Source organism: Legionella parisiensis, from assembly GCF_001467945.1.
GTDB classification, from domain to species: Bacteria; Pseudomonadota; Gammaproteobacteria; order Legionellales; family Legionellaceae; genus Legionella; species Legionella parisiensis.
Genome location: NZ_LNYQ01000013.1, coordinates 582446 through 601112, shown reverse-complemented (window position 1 = coordinate 601112; position 18667 = coordinate 582446). Strand labels below are relative to the sequence as shown.

Below are 18667 nucleotides of genomic sequence, written 5' to 3'. Positions count from 1 at the left end.
CTACTCACAAACACTATAATGTAGTTAAGTAGTCTTTAATTAAAAATGGCTCTCGCATTAATTGGGCGTGTATGAATTTTTAAAATCTAACTACTATTTAAATTGAAGGATTTTTATTAAACATTTAACATACAATTTTTTTATGGATTAGTTTGATGTGATTCCTAATATTTCTCCTAGCTCTTATCTCAAATTGCCTGCTAATTTTTACGAGGTGATCGAGCCAACAGCGATTGCAAATCCTTATTTAGTTAAATTCAATCATGAACTTGCTTCGTCTCTTTGTGCTCCGAATTCTTCTTCTGTCAATGAGCAAGAAACTCTATTTTTTTATGCGGGAAATCGAGTTCCAGCACATCTTAAAAGTATTGCATTAGCTTATGCAGGCCATCAATTCGGGTACTATGTCCCTCTTTTGGGAGATGGGCGCGCCGTATTACTTGGCGAAACATGCAGTCACGATGGGAGGCGATGGGATATTCAACTCAAAGGTTCAGGAAAAACAATGTTTTCACGAATGGGTGATGGTAGAGCCCCTCTTTCAGCAGTATTAAGAGAATATCTGATCAGCGAAGCAATGCACGGTTTAAATATTCCAACCACCCGTTGCCTCGCTGCCATTGGAAGCCAAGAAAAGATCTATCGCCAAAATGGCCCTGTACCATTAGGTGTATTAACCCGAGTTGCATCCAGTAGTCTGCGGGTGGGTTCTTTTGAATATGCCGCTGCTCAAAAGGATAATCACTTATTACTTCAATCTCTTGCTCATTATGCTCTTGAAAGACACTATCCTGAACTTTTACCCAGCGCTAACCCCTATCTCGAACTGTTTAAAAAAGTTGTAGATCGGCAAGCAAGCCTTATTGCTGAATGGATGGGTGTAGGCTTTATCCATGGAGTCATGAATACAGATAATATGACCATATCTGGCGAAACTATCGATTATGGCCCTTGTGCGTTTATGGATGAATTTAACTTTGATACTGTATTTAGCTCTATTGATCATGCAGGTCGTTATGCATTTGGCAATCAAGCCGCTATAGCAAAGTGGAATTTGGCTCAATTTAGCCTATGCTTACTCCCTTTATTGAAAGATAAAGAAGCACCGCAACAAATACTCGAGGCGCTCAACTCATTCACAGAACGCTTTACTCAATATTGGAATAAAAAAATAAGAGAAAAGTTAGGGCTTTTTGAGGAAAACACTCATTCTAGCGAACTTATTAACAAATTTTTCGTGTTATTACAACAACATAAACCGGATTTTACAAATACCTTCAGGCTTATGAATCAAGCCATTGATTGTGAGCGCTCACAGAAGGATTTAATCAGCAATCTAGGAAATCAACCGAAAAGCGAACAGTGGGTTTCTGACTGGTTAGGATGCATTAATCAACAAAATGTCGAGATCACCAAAATAAAAAATAAGATGAATCGGGTAAACCCAGCCTATATCCCCAGAAATCACTTAATTGAAAATGCAATTAGGGACTATATTGAAAACAACGACAGTACCTTAATGGATACTCTTTTAACCGTACTGAAAAATCCTTATCACCAACTCAGAAATACTGAAAACTTACAGTGCTTGCCTATGCCACACGAGCGAGTATACCAAACGTTCTGTGGCACTTAGGTGAACTCAACATGCAAAGGGTAAAAACAACTAACTTTTGAGCATAAAACCACTTTTCCTATCTCCTTGCCTACCGCACCTAGTCCATCTCATCTATTTGCATGACAGCACCGAGTTCTGCATCCATGCAAAACGGTTCAATAAATTAAAGGATTTTCTGATAAAGAATTTCTTTTAATAAAGCCCCACCCTCATAAAATTCTTCTAACTTGGTTGAACTTGTGGCTTCAAATCCTAAAGCATCATAGAACTTACGTGCTTGAATATTGTCTTCGAATACCCATAGCAATATTTTTTTATACCCCTGATTTGCAAGTTCAGAAATCGCAGCCAGACATAATTGAGTCCCTAATCCCATACGCCAATAATCGGGATGCAAATAAATAGCGCTGATCTCGCCCATTGAACTGTCTTCACTAAAATCACGAAAAGGACAAATACTGGCAAAGCCAACAATTTGATTGTTGATTTCTATGATTAATACTTTAACTCCCAGCTCTATTAAATCGTACCACTGCTTAGTTCGATCTTTTAAGGATAAGTTTTGTAATATAACTTCTGGAATGAAATCTCGATACATCTTTTGCCAGGAACAGATATGAATTTGTGCAATAGCTTCAGCATCGTCTAATGTCGCTGTTCTAATATTGGACGTTAAATTTTTAATCATAATAAAAGCCTTAAAGACGTAATTAATTTCCAGAATCTGTTTCCATTTTGCCAGCTTGAGCCAAAATGGAAGCAGGTCCTATTAACCAATAAATTATTCACGTTCTTTTAAATTCAACATTTAAATAAAATATATAAGTGATATGCTATGTTAGAATGAAAAAATTGTCACTAAAAAGGATTTAACCATGGATAAAATCAAACAAAAAAAACAAATCACTATGGGCACTATCACCTTATTTATCGCGTCACTAGCCAATGCAGGAACCGTAGCGAGTGATGTTTCCACCACAGATGGAACCTCAATAGGAAAAATCGTTTTTGAGGACAGCCAATACGGTTTACTTATTAAACCCCAATTGACCGGACTTCCTCCGGGTATTCGCGGTTTCCACATCCATCAACATCCCGATTGTGGTGATCATGCTAAAAAAGCAGGTGCTCATTTAGACCCCGCCAAAACCAATAAACATCTGGGTCCATATGGTAATGGGCATTTAGGTGATTTACCCGTATTGGTTGTTGATAGTAATGGCACAGCAAATACCCCTACATTAGCACCTCGTTTAAAGACTCAAGATATTAAGGGGCACGCCATTATGGTTCACGCAGGTGGAGATAATTATAGTGATAATCCAACTTTGGGTGGCGGCGGAGATCGTATTGCTTGTGGAAAAATTTCTTCTTAATTAAAAAATATACTTTTTTGCTCTGGATGCAGCAAAATCTGTATTCGGATTATTCTAATCTAAACAATAAAAAGAGAGATGTTATGCCCGGTTTTTTTTCAAAATTAGGATCGACTTGGGATCAATATTATAATTTGCGAAACAGATACGCTGAATTGATTCCTATCCCAAATCCATCCTATTTTAAGCCAATTCATGATTTAAGAGATTTTACTGACATAATTGTTCGTCCAATCCATAGTCCTATCTGGTTGGGAGTGAATGCTCTACTGCTTTTTTTAAAAAGTCTTATTTATCTGATGGCTACTTTATTGTTAACCGTTCCAGCTTTGTTATTAGCAATTTTTGCCCCTAATTCAGATATCAGTTCTAGTACGTGTTCTACATTTAAAACGTGCGCTGCACATACCGTTGTGGATGCAACTATGGGCATTATTGCAGCCTGTGCCGCAGTTGCTGCTATTGTTTTTAATCCAATCTATCTGCTTACTCGACTCCTAAGTACTGTTGTTGAACATTTAAATGAAGTAACTGAATCGTGTTGTGGATTAACTATCGCGCGATTTTAATTCCACAGTCTATAGCGATGTTTAAGGCTGTCATCCCTGCGCAGGCAGGGATCCATGTTTCAATAGTACATTGCGCTACTCCTTGTCCTCTTACATACAGCCCCACGGTTTGTTCGTGGGGCCGTAGACAAGGAGTAGCTTATTAGATTTTTATGACGATTTGCTGCATCTACCAATCAATTCAACCTGCTCAATAATGTGATTTTGCATGGCAGTCTCTATTTCCTTTTTCGTCGCATGCTCTCCTAGATTTAACAATATATCTAAGGCATAGAGCTTAAAGAAATAACGATGCGTTCCACTTGGCGGACAGGGCCCACCATAGCCGGTTCTGTTCCAGCTATTTCTCGCGCTGATAGCCTTCGATGGAACATTTCCTGTTTTAAGCTCGTGACAATCGGCAGGCAGGTTAAATAAAATCCAGTGTACCCATAATCCCATTGGTGCATCAGGATCATCCATGATTAGAACAAAAGATTGAGTATTTTCAGGTATATTTTTCCATATCAATGGCGGAGAATGATCAGCACCGGTGCAGGTATATTCTTTTGGAATAAGCGCATTATTTGCAAACGGAGGGCTCTCGAGTATCATTGCACAACCCTTATTCTGGAATATTTATTTGCAATTTAGACTATTTTTCAACAAAAATACAGGAGCGTTCCTTAGATATTCGGAATTATATTTTTAATTTTCCTCTTAAAATCTGCCAAAGCATGACAAAATCACCCATGAAACTATACAAAGGATAACGAAATGTAGCTGGTTTATTTTTTTCATAAATAAAATGCCCAAGCCAGGCGAATCCATAACCAACTGCTAGCATCACAATGAGCCATAAGTAATTCCAAGTGAAAAGGAAAAAAAGAAAACTCAAGCAAGCGAAACAAGTGCCCAGGACATGCAAACGCCGACACATCACTGTTTTATGTTCACTTAGGTAAAAAGGATAAAACTCATTAAAACTCGTAAACGTCTTATCATTTTTCATAAGAATTCAGAAAATAATTCTACGTTTTTAAATTATAGTAAAATAGAACCTATTTACAATTGAGCCGAAATGCAGCAACTTTTGAGCACCGAAACAGAGCATACACGAAGTACATGAGTATCGGAGCGCTAAAATCGCAGCATTTTGGCCAAGAGAGTAGAATTGTAATTATAAATAACAACCAACCCCATCATAGCCAATTACATGGCATGACTTGTAAGCGCTTTGATCGAGCTGATAGCTTACAGAACCATAATAGGCAATAATAGTTCCATTTTTAGATTGTTCTACATGAGGTTTTTGAACGTTAGCTCCAGCCTCACATCTTGTATTGTTTTGTATCCAAACTCGCCCTGCTGACATAACACGAGTCTTGTTAGGAGTCAGTGCACTCCTCCCGCAGTCTTTCACTGGCAAACGTTCTATTTGGGGAGCGGAGAAAACAAGATCATAACCCGCTGCTGCTGCCTTAACCGCATTTTCGGCATCCAAAATTCCATGTCCGCAGGGCTTTTTACCAACACACGATTTGTTCGCATCATTGCTTACTCCAAAATCATGTGTCGTTGTATAAAGTAATTGTTCCACTTGTTCTGGGCTAAGAACTTTTTCACTCGCTGCAATAATCAATCCAGCAACACCCGCAACATGGGGAGTAGCCATACTGGTCCCTTGATAAAAATCAAAACCGGATCCATTATAACCACCTCCGGGATTCACTGTAGATAAAATTCCTCCCCAAGGGCCATAACGCTTGTCCCCCCCTGGAGCAGCTATAGTAACGCTTGGACCATAGTTAGAAAAATAGGACCTAAGCCCCTCAGGCCCAGTAGAAGCGACTTTAATGGTTCCATTACAAATTGCCGGTGCATTAAAATGCTCCCAAACATTATCATTCCCTGCTGCGACAGCGAGTACCGCTCCCTTCTTACGTGCAAAAAAGACTGCTTCTTGTAAGGCTTGATCACAATAATCAATTTCTTCTTTAGGCCCCTTGTCCACGCCAAAGCTCATATTCAATATTTTAGCAGGGTGGATGTTGTTAGGCACTCCAGGAACATCACCGCCTACAGACCAATAAATGGCGTTAATGACGGAGCTTTCATAAAACATACCATTAGCAGCAGGAATTTTTAAAGGAAGAATTTTTAAATCTTCGCCCATCCCGTTCATAACATTGCCATAACCTGCAATGGTCCCAGCAACATGAGTACCATGGTAAGATCGAGTTTCATCAATTAAATTATTATTATTTCCTGCAAAATTCCAACCCCATAGATTACCTGCACTATCTTTTACCAGGTTATTGATCAAACTATCATTTAAAGCGATTCCGGTATCTAAAACAGCAACGACTATTGGCTTTTTAGAAAAGCCCGTAGTATAGGCCCAGGCACCATCTCTAACTCCAGGCTTGGATTCGAGCATAATACCTGCAGGTCGGGAAAACTCATCCCACTGACTTTCATGCGATAATAAATCACCTGTACTCAAAATTTCAGGATCAGGAACCGGTTTAAAATAACTAATTCGGTCTTTAACAGCGTATAAAATTTGGGGATTTTTACGCAAACGTTCCAAAATCCAAGACGTAGTGTCCTTATCATCTTCTTTAACCAAAGTACTGTTTGTTGTGTCTAAAATTAATATGAAGGCACCATTTGCCATAGGATTCAATTCTTTCACGGGTAACTGGGTTACCTGGTTTATTTGTGACTTTAAAGAAGAAACACTGGCTATTTGTTCTTTATATTTGATTATGACTCGAACGCTGTCTTGAGCGGGTGAGGCAAAAACACTATGTGCGATAGATAAAAGACCTAAGCCCAAAATCCCTGATTTAAACATGCAACAATCTCCTTATAAAATAAATCGCAATTCAGTATGCAATAAGAAACATGGCAAAACAAGATCAAACTTATCCCAAAATGGTACTCTCCTATACGTAATGTATTATTCTTAAAAATAGGTTGTTGAAATTCCCCACACGCTCTATATACTGCATCTATCCCATTGTTTGTATTAAAAAAAGCCCATCATGAACCTGCGATATTTTTTTTATAAAAATGGCACTCGCTGTATACGAAAACTACAATCTTTACTAGGTTTAAAAACTCTTGGTTCTCGTGCCATTATTTTAAATCACAACCATCAGATCCTTTTGGTAAAACATACTTATCAACCCCATTGGTATCTTCCAGGCGGAGGTGTAAAAAAAGGTGAGTCCGCTAAAGAAGCAATAATACGGGAATTAAAGGAGGAAGTAGGCATAATCCCAACCGAAGAGCCGCAACTATTTGGGATTTATTTTCATACCTACATGGGAGTAAATGACTATCCAGTGATCTTCATCATTAAAAATTTTACCTCTAGGGAAGCCTATTCTCACGAAATTGAACAAATGGCCTGGTATGATTACACTGATTTACCTGACATGGTGAGTCCAGGAACAAAACGTAGGCTTGATGAGTACTTTACTCAAAATGCAAAATCAGATAGATGGTAAATGGAAAACCTAGAGCACTATATTTTCTTAAAGCCATATAATAGTCTTTGATTTCCCATGTTCACTCAAACAGTTGGATTTTCTCGCAAGATACGCCAAATATGGCCGTAGCACGATTTCAGACAAGCACTTATCAAATTAATAACGATATTGCTCAGACTTATAAGGACCAGTAATTGCCACACCCAGATAATCCGCTTGTTCTTTGGTGAGTTGCGTCAATTTCGCTCCGATGCGTCCTAAATGCAAACGAGCTACTTTTTCATCCAATAATTTGGGAAGGACATATACTTGCCTGTCATATTCAGCCGCATTTGTAAATAATTCAATTTGCGCAAGAATTTGATTGGAAAAAGATGCTGACATGACAAAGCTTGGATGGCCTGTAGCGCAACCTAAATTAACCAAACGCCCTTCAGCTAAAAGAATTAAACGTTTCCCATCAGGAAAAATGATATGATCAACTTGCGGCTTAATATTCTCCCACTGGTATTTCTTTAAACTCTGCACGTCGATTTCAGAATCAAAATGGCCAATATTACACAAAATAGCCTGATGGCGCATGCGCTTCATATGATCATGAGTTACTACATGGTAGTTTCCCGTAGCAGTAATAACAATATCTACTTGCTCGGCAACATCATCCAGAGTCACAACGCGATATCCTTCCATTGCAGCTTGAAGTGCACAAATAGGATCAATTTCTGCAATTAAAACAACGGCACCTTGACCACGTAATGCTTGAGCACATCCTTTACCTACATCACCATAACCTAAAATTAGAGCAACCTTTCCTGCAATCATCACATCAGTAGCCCGCTTTAATCCATCCAACAAGGACTCTCGACAACCATACAGGTTATCAAATTTAGATTTAGTGACAGAATCATTCACATTAATCGCAGGAATTTTTAACTCACTCTTTTTTGCCATTTCATACAATCGAGCTACACCCGTTGTTGTTTCTTCAGAAACCCCTTTGATCCCAGGTAACAATTCCGGGTACTTTTGATGAATGATTTGCGTCAAATCACCACCATCATCCAACAATAAATTAGGAGTCCAATCATTCGGCCCGGATAGGGTTTGCTCCACGCACCACCAGTATTCTTCCTCAGTTTCACCTTTCCAGGCAAAGACAGGGATGCCCTGAGCTGCTATAGCTGCGGCAGCATGATCTTGAGTGGAAAATATATTACAAGAAGACCAGCGAACTTCAGCACCCAAAGCAATCAATGTTTCAATCAGCACTGCTGTCTGGATTGTCATGTGCAAGCAACCGGCGATTCGAGCACCTTTTAACGGCTTTGTTGCAGCAAATTCTTCACGCAAAGCCATTAAACCAGGCATTTCGGTTTCGGCAATTGCAATTTCCTTACGCCCCCAAGAAGCGAGAGACATGTCAGCTACTTTATAATCTTCTGTCATTTTACTCCCTGTTTCTACTTTATTGACAAGTTCCATTTGAGTCTCCTTTGGGATCTGTTGACAATTCTACTCTCTTGGTCAACAGATCATAGTTTTCTTATAAAGCTTTACGTAGGTCCGTTACTTTATCTAAACGTTCCCATGGAAAATTCTCACGTCCATAATGACCGTAAGTAGCTGTTTGTCTGTAGATTGGACGAAGCAAATCATGATATTCAATAATACCTTGTGGTGTTAAGTCAAAATGAGCATTAATTAATTCAATAATTTCGCTATTCTGCAAACGGCCAGTACCAAAAGTTTCAACAAAAATTGAAGTAGGCTCAGCAACACCAATCGCATAAGAAATTTGTAGCTCACACTTATCAGCCAATCCCGCAGCGACTATATTTTTTGCAACATGTCGCGCTGCATATGCTGCGGAGCGATCTACTTTGGAAGGATCCTTACCTGAGAAACATCCTCCTCCGTGCCGTGCCATGCCACCATAAGTATCTACGATAATTTTACGACCAGTTAGCCCGCAATCGCCTAAAGGGCCGCCAATAACAAACCGACCTGTTGGGTTGATAAAGTAACGTGTTTTGTGAGTTAACCATTCACCTGGTAAGGTTGTTTTAATAATTTCTTCACGCACCGCCTCGACTAAATCATTATAGCCAATTTCAGCTGCGTGTTGTGTTGAGAAAACAACGGTGTCTACTTCAACAGGGATACCTCGTTCATACTTTAAGGTTATTTGACATTTGGCATCAGGCCGCAACCAGGGTAATGCTCCTGATTTACGTAAATGAGCTTGTTTTTCCATCAACCGATGAGCATAGGCAATAGGGGCTGGCATATAAACATCAGTCTCACGGCTTGCATAACCGAACATTAAGCCTTGATCTCCGGCGCCAAGAATTCTTGTTTCTTTATTATCTACTCCTTGAGCAATATCAGGAGATTGCTTGCCTATAGCAGAAAGTACCGCGCAAGATTCCCAATCAAAACCCATCTGCGAACTATTATAACCTATGTCCTTAACTACTTGTCGCGTTACCGCTTCCACATCTACCCAAGCTTTAGTAGTAATTTCCCCACCGACTAATACCATACCTGTTTTGACAAACACTTCACAAGCAACCCGCGCAGCAGGATCTTGCATTAAAATAGCATCTAGAATTGCATCAGAAATTTGATCGGCTATTTTGTCAGGATGTCCTTCAGAAACTGACTCAGACGTAAAAACGTAACTTTCATTCATTAATTAGTCCTCTTAAATATTATATACCTTGGGTATATTTCCTATTTCATCAATTGTATAAATTCATTAAATATTATTTCTATATCATGAGGCCCGGGACTCGCTTCCGGATGCCCTTGAAAACCCAATGCTGGTTTTTCCTTATGCCTGATACCCTGTAGTGTATTATCAAATAAAGAACGATGAGTAATCGCAAGACAGTCGGGCAAGCTCTCTTCATCAACTGCAAAACCATGGTTTTGACTGGTTATAAAAACGCGCTTTTTCCCTTCAGTTTCAATTACAGGATGATTGGCGCCATGGTGACCAAATTTCATTTTTTTAGTCACTCCACCACAAGCTAAAGCCAAAATTTGAAAACCCAAACAAATGCCAAATAGAGGAATACCATGGGCCAAAAATTCCTGTGTTGCACGGATAGCGTAATCGCACGCCTGTGGATCTCCTGGACCATTTGATAAAAATACCCCATTGGGATTCATCGCTAAAACTTCCGCTGCAGAAGTTTTTGCCGGAACCAAAGTTAAATGACATCCCTTATCATGCAATATACGCAGAATATTGTGCTTTACTCCAAAATCATAGGCCACGACATGAAATTGTTGCGGCTGGGAACCGCTCCCCCATTCTCCTTGGCCATTATGCCAACGCTCTATGGTTTTTCTAGAAACTTCCAAAGCCAAATCAACACCCTGCAAGCCAGAGAAAGATCGTGCCTTTGCCAAAACCAGTTCAGGGTTATCTACATCAGTACTAATGCAAGCACCCAAAGCACCATGTTCTCGTAAACGTAAGGTTAAATCCCGAGTATCAATTCCAGCAATAGCAACTACTCCATTTTTTTTGAGCCAATCTGGAAGAGATAGTTCCGCACGATAATTACTAGGGATTATTGAAGAGTTACGAAGCACCAAACCCGCAGCCCAAACTTTATTTGACTCCATATCTTCATGCGTACATCCAGTATTTCCTACATGTGCTGTGGTCAATGTAATGATTTGTCGTGTATAGGAAGGATCAGTGAGCATTTCCTGATAGCCGGTTAAAGAGGTATTAAAAACCAACTCGCCGACACAATCGCCTGTTGCTCCTACCGAAATGCCCTCATAAACGGTACCATCGGCTAATACTAAAATTGCTGGTTGGTTCATCATGGATCTACTCTATTTGGTTCAACTGGAATCTCTATTGGCATTTGAACTTCATCTTGGATGCAAAAACATATCCAGATTTCTCTGACAAAGATTTTCCGGGTTAGAATTTTTCCTCACCCGGAAGTAATTCATATTCCTCGACACTCAAGTTCAAAAAATGCACATTTAGATAAATGTGAGCAATTGTAACTTACTTATCTCAAAATTTCATGTCTTCGAAGAATTTTTTCACGCCTGCAAACCAAGAATTGGACCGTGGAGAATGTTTTCCTTTAGAATTTTCCAATGATTCTTGAAATTTAGTTAATAATTCTTTTTGCTCTCGAGATAAATTTACTGGGGTTTCTATAACCACTTTACATAATAAATCCCCTTGGCCATGCCCACGTACAGACTTCATCCCTTTACCTCTTAAACGAAACACTTTACCGGTTTGCGTTTCTTCGGGGATCTTTAAAGTGACGCGTCCTTCAAGGGTTGGCACTTCTATAGAACCACCCATAGCCGCAACAATAAAGCTTATTGGCGCTTCACAATGTAAGTCATTTTCATGACGTTCAAATATAGCATGTTTTTTTATGTTGATTTGTACATAAAGATCACCAGGACCACCGCCATGAGTACCTGCCTCCCCTTCTCCGCTTAAGCGAACTCGATCACCATTATCAACACCTGCAGGAATTTTAACCGTAAGTTTTTTACTTTCACGTACCCGGCCCTGACCATGGCAGTCTGAGCATGGATCAGAAATAATTTTTCCTTCGCCATGACAACTAGGACAGGTTTGCTGAATGGAGAAAAAACCTTGCTGAATTCTGACTTGTCCCATACCACTACAGGTTTCACAAGTTTTTGGTTGGGTTCCTTTTTTGGCACCACTACCACTACAGGTAGAGCAAGTACCATGTCTGGGAACTGTGATTTGCACTTCTTTACCCTGCGCCGCCTCTTCAAGGGTTAATTGCACATTAAATTGCAAATCAGCGCCGCGTTGGCCACGAGATTGTCGTCCTGCCCCTCGCCCGCCCGAAAAGATATTTTCAAAAATATCTTCAAATACATCGCCAAAACCTCCAAAACCTCCTTGCCCACCGCGCATGGAAGGATCAACGCCTGCGTGACCAAATTGATCATAAGCTGCACGTTTTTGTGGATCAGAAAGAATGCTGTAAGCATATTGAACTTCTTTAAATTTTTCTTCTGCAGCAGAATCACCAGGATTACGATCAGGGTGATACTTCATTGCCAATCTGCGATATGCTTTTTTAATTTCAGCGTCACTTGCAGTTCGACTTACTTCTAAAAGTTCATAATAATCCCGCTGTTCCATAACTACTCACAATATTAAAAATTAAAATGGACAATGCGGCCTAAGTAGTACAGCGAAGCGGAACCCGGAATTAAGAGCTTATTCATGCTTCGAATTCCGGGTTCCGCTTCGCTGTGCCTAGGCTACAAAGCACCTAAGTTACTAAGACGATACATTCAATTATTTCTTATCGTCTTTAACTTCCTCGAACTCAGCGTCTACAACACCTTCATCAGCTTTAGCTGACTCTTGGGGTTGCGCTTGTTCTTGGTGTGGCTGCTCTTGTCCTGCCTGTCCTTCTGATGCTTTTTTAGCATAAACTCGCTCAGCCATTTTTGCAGAAGCATCGCTTAGCACTTTTAATTTGTCTTCAATTTGTGCTTTATCACTACCCTGAATTGCCTCTTTTAATTCAGCAATAGCATTTTCAATTCCTTTTTTCTCATCTTCGTTGAGGTCAGTTGCCAAATCTTTCATGGATTTTTCACAGCTATGGATCAAACTGTCTGCCTGATTGCGCAGCTCTGCCATTTCCTTAAATTTCTTATCTTCATCAGCATGAGATTTAGCATCTTTGACCATTGCTTCCACTTCTTCATCACTCAAACCACTGGATGCTTTAATGACAATTGATTGGGCCTTACCCGTCGCTTTATCTTTAGCAGAAACATTAAGGATACCATTCGCATCAATATCAAAAGTTACCTCAATTTGTGGGACACCACGTGGAGCAGAGGGTATATCATTCAAATCAAATCGACCTAAAGATTTATTTGCAGAGGCCTGATCTCGTTCCCCTTGTAATACATGTACAGTCACTGCAGTTTGATTATCATCCGCAGTAGAAAACACCTGAGTCGCTTTTGTTGGGATTGTGGTATTTTTCTCGATGAGTTTTGTCATCACCCCCCCCATAGTTTCAATACCTAAAGACAAAGGAGTAACATCAAGTAACAAAATATCTTTTACTTCACCAGATAAAACTGCAGCTTGAATGGCAGCACCTACAGCAACTGCTTCATCAGGGTTAACATCTTTACGTGGCTCTTTACCAAAAAATTCTTCCACTGTTTTTTGGACTAAAGGCATACGGGTTTGACCACCCACCAAAATGACTTCATTAATTTGCGATACAGTCAATCCAGCATCTTTCAATGCGATTTTGCAAGGCTCCACGGTACGCTCAACCAGTTTCTCAACTAAAGACTCCAGTTTGGCGCGAGTCAATTTGATATTTAAGTGTTTTGGTCCAGAAGCATCAGCTGTAATGTAAGGTAAATTAACATCTGTTTGTTGTGCTGAGGAAAGTTCGATTTTTGCTTTTTCAGCAGCATCTTTCAGTCGTTGTAACGCCAATGGATCGTTGTGTAAGTCAATACCAGTATCTTTTTTGAATTCAGAAGCAAGGTATTCAATCAAAGCCAAGTCAAAGTCCTCACCACCAAGGAAGGTATCACCATTTGTTGCGAGTACTTCGAATTGGTGTTCTCCATCTACTTCTGCAATTTCAATAATTGAGATATCAAAAGTACCACCACCAAGGTCATACACAGCAATGATTGAATCGCCACGTTTTTTGTCCATACCGTAAGCAAGAGCGGCCGCGGTAGGCTCGTTGATGATACGTTTTACTTCAAGACCTGCAATACGGCCAGCATCTTTGGTTGCCTGGCGTTGAGAGTCGTTGAAATAAGCTGGAACAGTAATCACCGCTTCCTTCACCTCTTCACCGAGATAATCTTCTGCGGTTTTTTTCATTTTGCGCAATACTTCAGCAGAAATTTGTGGTGGCGCTTTGTCTTGATCTTTCACACGAACCCAGGCATCACCATTGTCCGCTTTAACAATCTTGTAAGGTACCATCTTGATGTCTTTTTGCACAATCGCATCATCAAAACGACGACCAATCAATCGTTTAATTGCAAATAAGGTCTTATCAGGGTTAGTTACTGCTTGACGTTTTGCAGATTGTCCAACTAATACTTCACCGTCCTCTGTAAAAGCGACGATGGAAGGTGTAGTGCGGTGGCCTTCACTGTTTTCAATAACCTTAGGTTTATCACCTTCCATTATAGCGACACATGAGTTAGTGGTACCTAAGTCGATTCCTATAATTTTAGCCATTCTCTTCTTGCTCCAAAGTAGTAATTTCTAATGCGATGATTTTTAATATGGGGTATAACTTGCCAATTTCAACCCACAAAGCTCACATTTTTATTTTTTTGCTACAACAACACGTGCCGGTCTAATAACGCGATCGCTCAGTTTGTATCCCTTCTGGAATACCGTTAATACTGTGTTGGGTTCTGCATCAGGTGCAACTTGTATCGACATCGCTTCATGAAGTTGGGGATCAAAGGGCGCACCAGTGGGATCAATTTGCTGAACATCGAATTTCTTCAATACATCCATAAAGAGCTTCAGCGTTAATTCCAGACCTTCATGCATTGAAGCATCTTCTGCCTTAACAGCCAGCTGCAAGGCTTGCTCCAGGCTGTCAATTACCGGTAATAAATCAGTAATTAACTTCTCAACACCATATCGATGGGCATTGGTCACCTCACGCTCGGCACGACGACGTACATTATCTAGTTCCGCTTGGGCACGGACTGCTTTTTCCCAATTTTCATGAGCTTGCTGTTCAGCAAGAGTGAGTTTTTCACTTAATTCCACGTAACTTGGATGATCTAAAGAAGGTTCCAGATGTTCTATCTCCTCAGACAAATCCATAGTGTCTTCAGGATGCTCAACTTCTTTGGATCCTTTCGATTCATGTTCTTCTTTAAATTGATGCCAATTTTTTTTATCGTTTTTTTTACTCATGCAATACTCCTAATCCGACAGCTTAGCAATGTGAAAATCAGAGATGGGGGCACCTAATAAGATTTCAAGGGTTATTAAATTTTTATTACAGCAAATTAATATAAATACTGTAATACAAGCTAAAAAAGTATTTTTCAAAAAAAAGATCGTCCTAATTTTATATGGATGGAGTGCTGTGCCATAGATGCAGTTTTATTCAATGAAAAACACCGAGGAAACCGCTTGACCTTGTGAGAAGGAAAATACTTTGAAATTAGAATGCTTGCCATTTCTTCATAGATTTCTACCCTCTAAGTTTACCGGCTTTTCATTAAAATTATTTTTACCATCCTCACCGCTTTTCGCAAATTTTATGCAGCGTATGGCACTTAATAATTCATTAAGATTAACTGATGTACAATATTGGGCTTGGAAGTTGAATTTAAATACTCTTAAGCAAATGGTTTCACTCCAGTGAATATACTTGCTTTTTACAACTTAGGATGAGTGATTAGGATTTTTTGGTATTCGACGAAAACATATTGAATTGAATTCGAGCTAAATTTCGAATGAATTAAGGAAACCAAAATGCCAAAAGATCCTAAAAAATCGAAAAAAAAACCTGAGTATATTACACAAGATAGGACGGTTGTTTCATTAAAGTCCAGAGATGGCACATTAACGAAACAAGAAAAAGAAACACTTAATCAAATTTATAATGAATCCGTAATAAGACTGGAAAGAACTCTATACTTATTAACTCAACTCCAAGATTATTTAAATAGCTATGATCAGGGAATTAAAAATCAAAGAAATATAAATATTAAGCAGATGTTGATTGATGATGAAGCTCCTGCTGAAGTGTTACATGCTTTAAAAATGTTAAAAAGGCATTTTTATATTTCTATTACCGGGGGTAATTCAATAGGTACTATTCTTGACAACATAGAATCAATTAAAAACAACCTCCTAAAAACTTATAAAGGATTAAACAGGCAATTAAACATCTCTCTTGAAATAATGGATCATAAGCCCTTGAGGCATGAAATCGGGGCATTTGCAGAAAAAACTTATGCCTTGGTAAGAGCAAATGATCAATGGTCTCTATTTTATTATGAAAATAAAGACAATAACCCGGTAGAACTCAATATTAATGGCGTAATTCCGCAAATTAACACTCAATCAACGGTTAATGGAGCAAAACTGAATTATCATTTATTACTTAGAGGGCTAATGCTTTATCATGCTAAAAATGTCGAATCTCAACCTAATAAGGTGTACATCAGTAACATCAGACGATCTTTAATTAATAATCCTAATAATACTGTAGTTGGATATGTTTTTGGTCATGAAATAAAAAATGATAACGGAGAAGTAGTATGCGTCAGAGACTATTTTGGGGCAATCCATATTGATTATCGCATGCTTACAGATAATCCCTCTAAGGCATTAGGAACATTGCTCCATGAATCTTCACATCGATATGGTTTTGTCAATGATAGAGGATATTATCATGGCCGAAAAGCAATAAAAAACAGCACTGAAGAACGACCCTATCCTGAGGATTTTCGAGCTTTACCCAGAACTACTCCAAGTGAATGTTGCAAAGTTACATCAAGGGCGATTAATAATGCGGATACCTATTCTTTTTTTGTATTGGATAATACTGATTCTCATGAACTATATGACAGAAATAATTTACCAGATTGGTATGATACTGATAAGGAAATTACTTTACCGGTGGAGAAAAAATCCTATACGAGTTCTTTGATAAAATACTCTCTTTTTGCTGCAGGCTGTTTCTTGCTGGGCGGCATCGTGTACGCAAAACGAGATTCAATTATGTCTGTAATGAAGGATACAATAGAAACATTCGAAGATCTTAATAGTCTTACCACGAACAATAGTTGATAATGACACTCAAGCACCTGCAGCAGCTGACGTTGTCAGACGCATAGCTCATAATTATATTTAATATTCTCTATTAGGGCATAAATCCTTCTTCCTTTGTCCTCAAAGACCGCTAAAGTTTCTATACATAGACATAAAGATGGGTAAAGCTTTATCATTTAGGGTGCAGTTCTCTTGCAGTATGTGTTCATTTATTCCATACTTAGACTCAAAAAAGTTACATGGGTTTTTTATGCAAAAATGGTCGCCTACGTCTTGGCTCCAGTACTCGTACTTACAAGCTGCAGCTTATGCTGATAACCAACAGTTAAATAAAATTGTAGAGCAACTGAGCCTTTTACCTCCACTAGTTACCAGTAGTGAAGTAAAAAATTTAAAAAAAGAAATTGCACGTGCTGGACGTGGAGAAGCCTTTATTCTTCAAGGTGGTGACTGTGCTGAGTCGTTTAATGATTGTCGTTCAGAAATTATAAGTAATAAATTAAAAATCATTTTACAGATGAGTTTGATTTTATTACATGGCTTACGAAAGCCCATTATACGTGTGGGGCGCATCGCCGGGCAATATGCAAAACCCCGTTCTTCGGATTATGAAACCATTGAGGGTATTACTTTACCCAGTTATCGAGGTGATCTGGTCAATTCTCCAGAATTTACTCAAGAAGCGCGTGAACCCAATCCAAAACTATTGTTGCAAGCTTACAACTGCTCAGCAATTACCTTAAATTTTATTCGTAGTTTGCTCGATAGTGGTTTTGCAAGTCTTAACCACCCTCAACAGTGGGACTTAAGCTTTGTTGAACATTCAAAGCAAAAAGAAGAATACCAAACTCTGGTTAAATCGATTGCTGACGCGTTGGACTTTTTAGATACTATTGGTGGCATACAATCCAGTAATTTATCCAAAGTCGATTTTTATACTTCTCATGAAGCACTGCATTTGCACTACGAACAAGCATTGACCCGAATGGAAGATGGTTTATGGTATAACCTTTCTACTCACCTTCCCTGGATTGGTATGCGCACGGCCCAAATTGACAGTGCGCATTTGGAATTTTTACGTGGAGTAGAAAATCCTATTGGCATCAAAATCGGACCTGGAGCCACTCCCGAATGGCTAGAAGAAGTATTGAACCGAGCTAATCCCCTGCGTGAAGAAGGACGGCTTTTGTTGTTTACTCGTCTCGGAGCACGACACATAGATAAACTCCTCCCCCCTCTTATTGAAGCAGTGAGAAAAACAAAAATCCCAGTTACCTGGTCTTGTGATCCCATGCATGGTAATACAGAAACTACAGCGGATGGCATTAAAACACGTCACTTTGACAACATCCTCTTGGAACTAAAACAAGCTTTGGAAATTCATCGCAATATGGGTAGTTATCTAGGTGGCGTTCATTTTGAACTGACTGGTGATAATGTTACAGAATGCATTGGCGGTGCTCGCGGTTTAGCCGCTGATGATCTCAAAAAAGCTTATCATAGTCTGGTTGATCCGCGCCTCAACTATGAACAATCAATAGAAATGGCCATTCAATTAAGTAGGCAGTTTAGGAACGAATAAACACTCTATTTGCCATAAATACTAGGGTCTACTGATCCTAGCTCTTCCAATCTTGTCTTTATAGAGTAGTGTTATAACCAAATTGCTTCAAAATGAACCAAAAAACGAGGTTAACGATAACAACACCGAGCGCAATAATTGCTCCAATGATTACCACAACCAAAATATCAAAATAACTTTCGCGATGTGTTGC

At 39.2% G+C, this 18667-nt stretch carries 16 protein-coding genes; 6 read left to right on the top strand and 10 right to left on the bottom strand.

The features are described 5' to 3' along the window. Positions 1–157: 157 nt before the first annotated feature. Positions 158–1636 carry a protein adenylyltransferase SelO gene (locus tag Lpar_RS08760; RefSeq protein ID WP_058517587.1) on the top strand — a complete coding sequence of 493 codons (1479 nt, stop codon included), beginning with the start codon at positions 158–160 and terminating at the stop codon, positions 1634–1636. Positions 1637–1781: 145 nt separating this feature from the next. Here the strand turns inward: Lpar_RS08760 and Lpar_RS08755 are convergent, their stop codons facing one another. Next, positions 1782–2306, bottom strand: a complete 525-nt coding sequence (locus tag Lpar_RS08755; RefSeq protein WP_058517586.1) for a GNAT family N-acetyltransferase — start codon at positions 2304–2306, stop codon at positions 1782–1784. Positions 2307–2493: 187 nt separating this feature from the next. Between Lpar_RS08755 and Lpar_RS08750 the strand changes: the two genes are divergently transcribed. Together Lpar_RS08750 and Lpar_RS08745 are read left to right on the top strand one after the other, a co-directional pair. Further along, a complete protein-coding gene (locus Lpar_RS08750) occupies positions 2494–2994 on the top strand; it encodes a superoxide dismutase family protein (protein WP_058517585.1) in 501 nt (166 codons plus the stop codon). Positions 2995–3077: 83 nt separating this feature from the next. Continuing rightward, positions 3078–3563: a hypothetical protein gene (locus Lpar_RS08745; RefSeq protein WP_058517584.1), complete on the top strand. Its 486-nt coding sequence runs from the start codon at positions 3078–3080 to the stop codon at positions 3561–3563. Between the two features lie 150 nt (positions 3564–3713). Here the strand turns inward: Lpar_RS08745 and Lpar_RS08740 are convergent, their stop codons facing one another. The 3 genes from Lpar_RS08740 to Lpar_RS08730 form a co-directional block, all read right to left on the bottom strand. Beyond that, positions 3714–4157 carry a YbhB/YbcL family Raf kinase inhibitor-like protein gene (locus Lpar_RS08740; protein ID WP_058517583.1) on the bottom strand — a complete coding sequence of 148 codons (444 nt, stop codon included), beginning with the start codon at positions 4155–4157 and terminating at the stop codon, positions 3714–3716. Between the two features lie 85 nt (positions 4158–4242). Then, positions 4243–4554 carry an Mpo1-like protein gene (locus Lpar_RS08735; protein WP_058517582.1) on the bottom strand — a complete coding sequence of 104 codons (312 nt, stop codon included), beginning with the start codon at positions 4552–4554 and terminating at the stop codon, positions 4243–4245. 168 nt (positions 4555–4722) lie between these two features. Further along, positions 4723–6402 carry a S8 family serine peptidase gene (locus tag Lpar_RS08730; RefSeq protein ID WP_058517581.1) on the bottom strand — a complete coding sequence of 560 codons (1680 nt, stop codon included), beginning with the start codon at positions 6400–6402 and terminating at the stop codon, positions 4723–4725. A 190-nt stretch (positions 6403–6592) separates the two neighbouring features. On the opposite strand from Lpar_RS08730, the gene Lpar_RS08725 reads away from it, so the two are divergent. After that, positions 6593–7060 carry an NUDIX domain-containing protein gene (locus Lpar_RS08725; RefSeq protein ID WP_058517580.1) on the top strand — a complete coding sequence of 156 codons (468 nt, stop codon included), beginning with the start codon at positions 6593–6595 and terminating at the stop codon, positions 7058–7060. A gap of 138 nt (positions 7061–7198) precedes the next feature. On the opposite strand, the gene ahcY is transcribed toward Lpar_RS08725, so the two are convergent. The 6 genes from ahcY to grpE form a co-directional block, all read right to left on the bottom strand. After that, complete coding sequence (gene ahcY, locus Lpar_RS08720) at positions 7199–8524, bottom strand: adenosylhomocysteinase (protein WP_058517579.1); 1326 nt, start codon at positions 8522–8524, stop codon at positions 7199–7201. A gap of 61 nt (positions 8525–8585) precedes the next feature. Further along, positions 8586–9734, bottom strand: a complete 1149-nt coding sequence (gene metK / locus Lpar_RS08715) for a methionine adenosyltransferase (protein ID WP_058517578.1) — start codon at positions 9732–9734, stop codon at positions 8586–8588. A 41-nt stretch (positions 9735–9775) separates the two neighbouring features. Then, positions 9776–10888: a glutamine-hydrolyzing carbamoyl-phosphate synthase small subunit gene (gene carA / locus Lpar_RS08710; protein WP_058517577.1), complete on the bottom strand. Its 1113-nt coding sequence runs from the start codon at positions 10886–10888 to the stop codon at positions 9776–9778. Positions 10889–11087: 199 nt separating this feature from the next. Continuing rightward, positions 11088–12218, bottom strand: coding sequence for a molecular chaperone DnaJ (gene dnaJ, locus Lpar_RS08705; RefSeq protein ID WP_058517576.1), 1131 nt, complete (start codon positions 12216–12218; stop codon positions 11088–11090). A gap of 159 nt (positions 12219–12377) precedes the next feature. Then, positions 12378–14321, bottom strand: coding sequence for a molecular chaperone DnaK (gene dnaK, locus Lpar_RS08700; RefSeq protein ID WP_058517575.1), 1944 nt, complete (start codon positions 14319–14321; stop codon positions 12378–12380). 90 nt (positions 14322–14411) lie between these two features. Further along, positions 14412–15020, bottom strand: a complete 609-nt coding sequence (gene grpE / locus Lpar_RS08695) for a nucleotide exchange factor GrpE (protein WP_058517574.1) — start codon at positions 15018–15020, stop codon at positions 14412–14414. Between the two features lie 567 nt (positions 15021–15587). On the opposite strand from grpE, the gene Lpar_RS08685 reads away from it, so the two are divergent. Continuing rightward, positions 15588–16910 (top strand): M35 family metalloendopeptidase, encoded by a 1323-nt coding sequence (locus Lpar_RS08685; protein WP_058517572.1) that lies wholly within the window; start codon positions 15588–15590, stop codon positions 16908–16910. A gap of 232 nt (positions 16911–17142) precedes the next feature. Further along, entirely contained in the window at positions 17143–18474 is a 1332-nt protein-coding gene (locus Lpar_RS08680; protein ID WP_058517571.1) for a 3-deoxy-7-phosphoheptulonate synthase class II, read from the top strand. Positions 18475–18667: the final 193 nt, after the last annotated feature.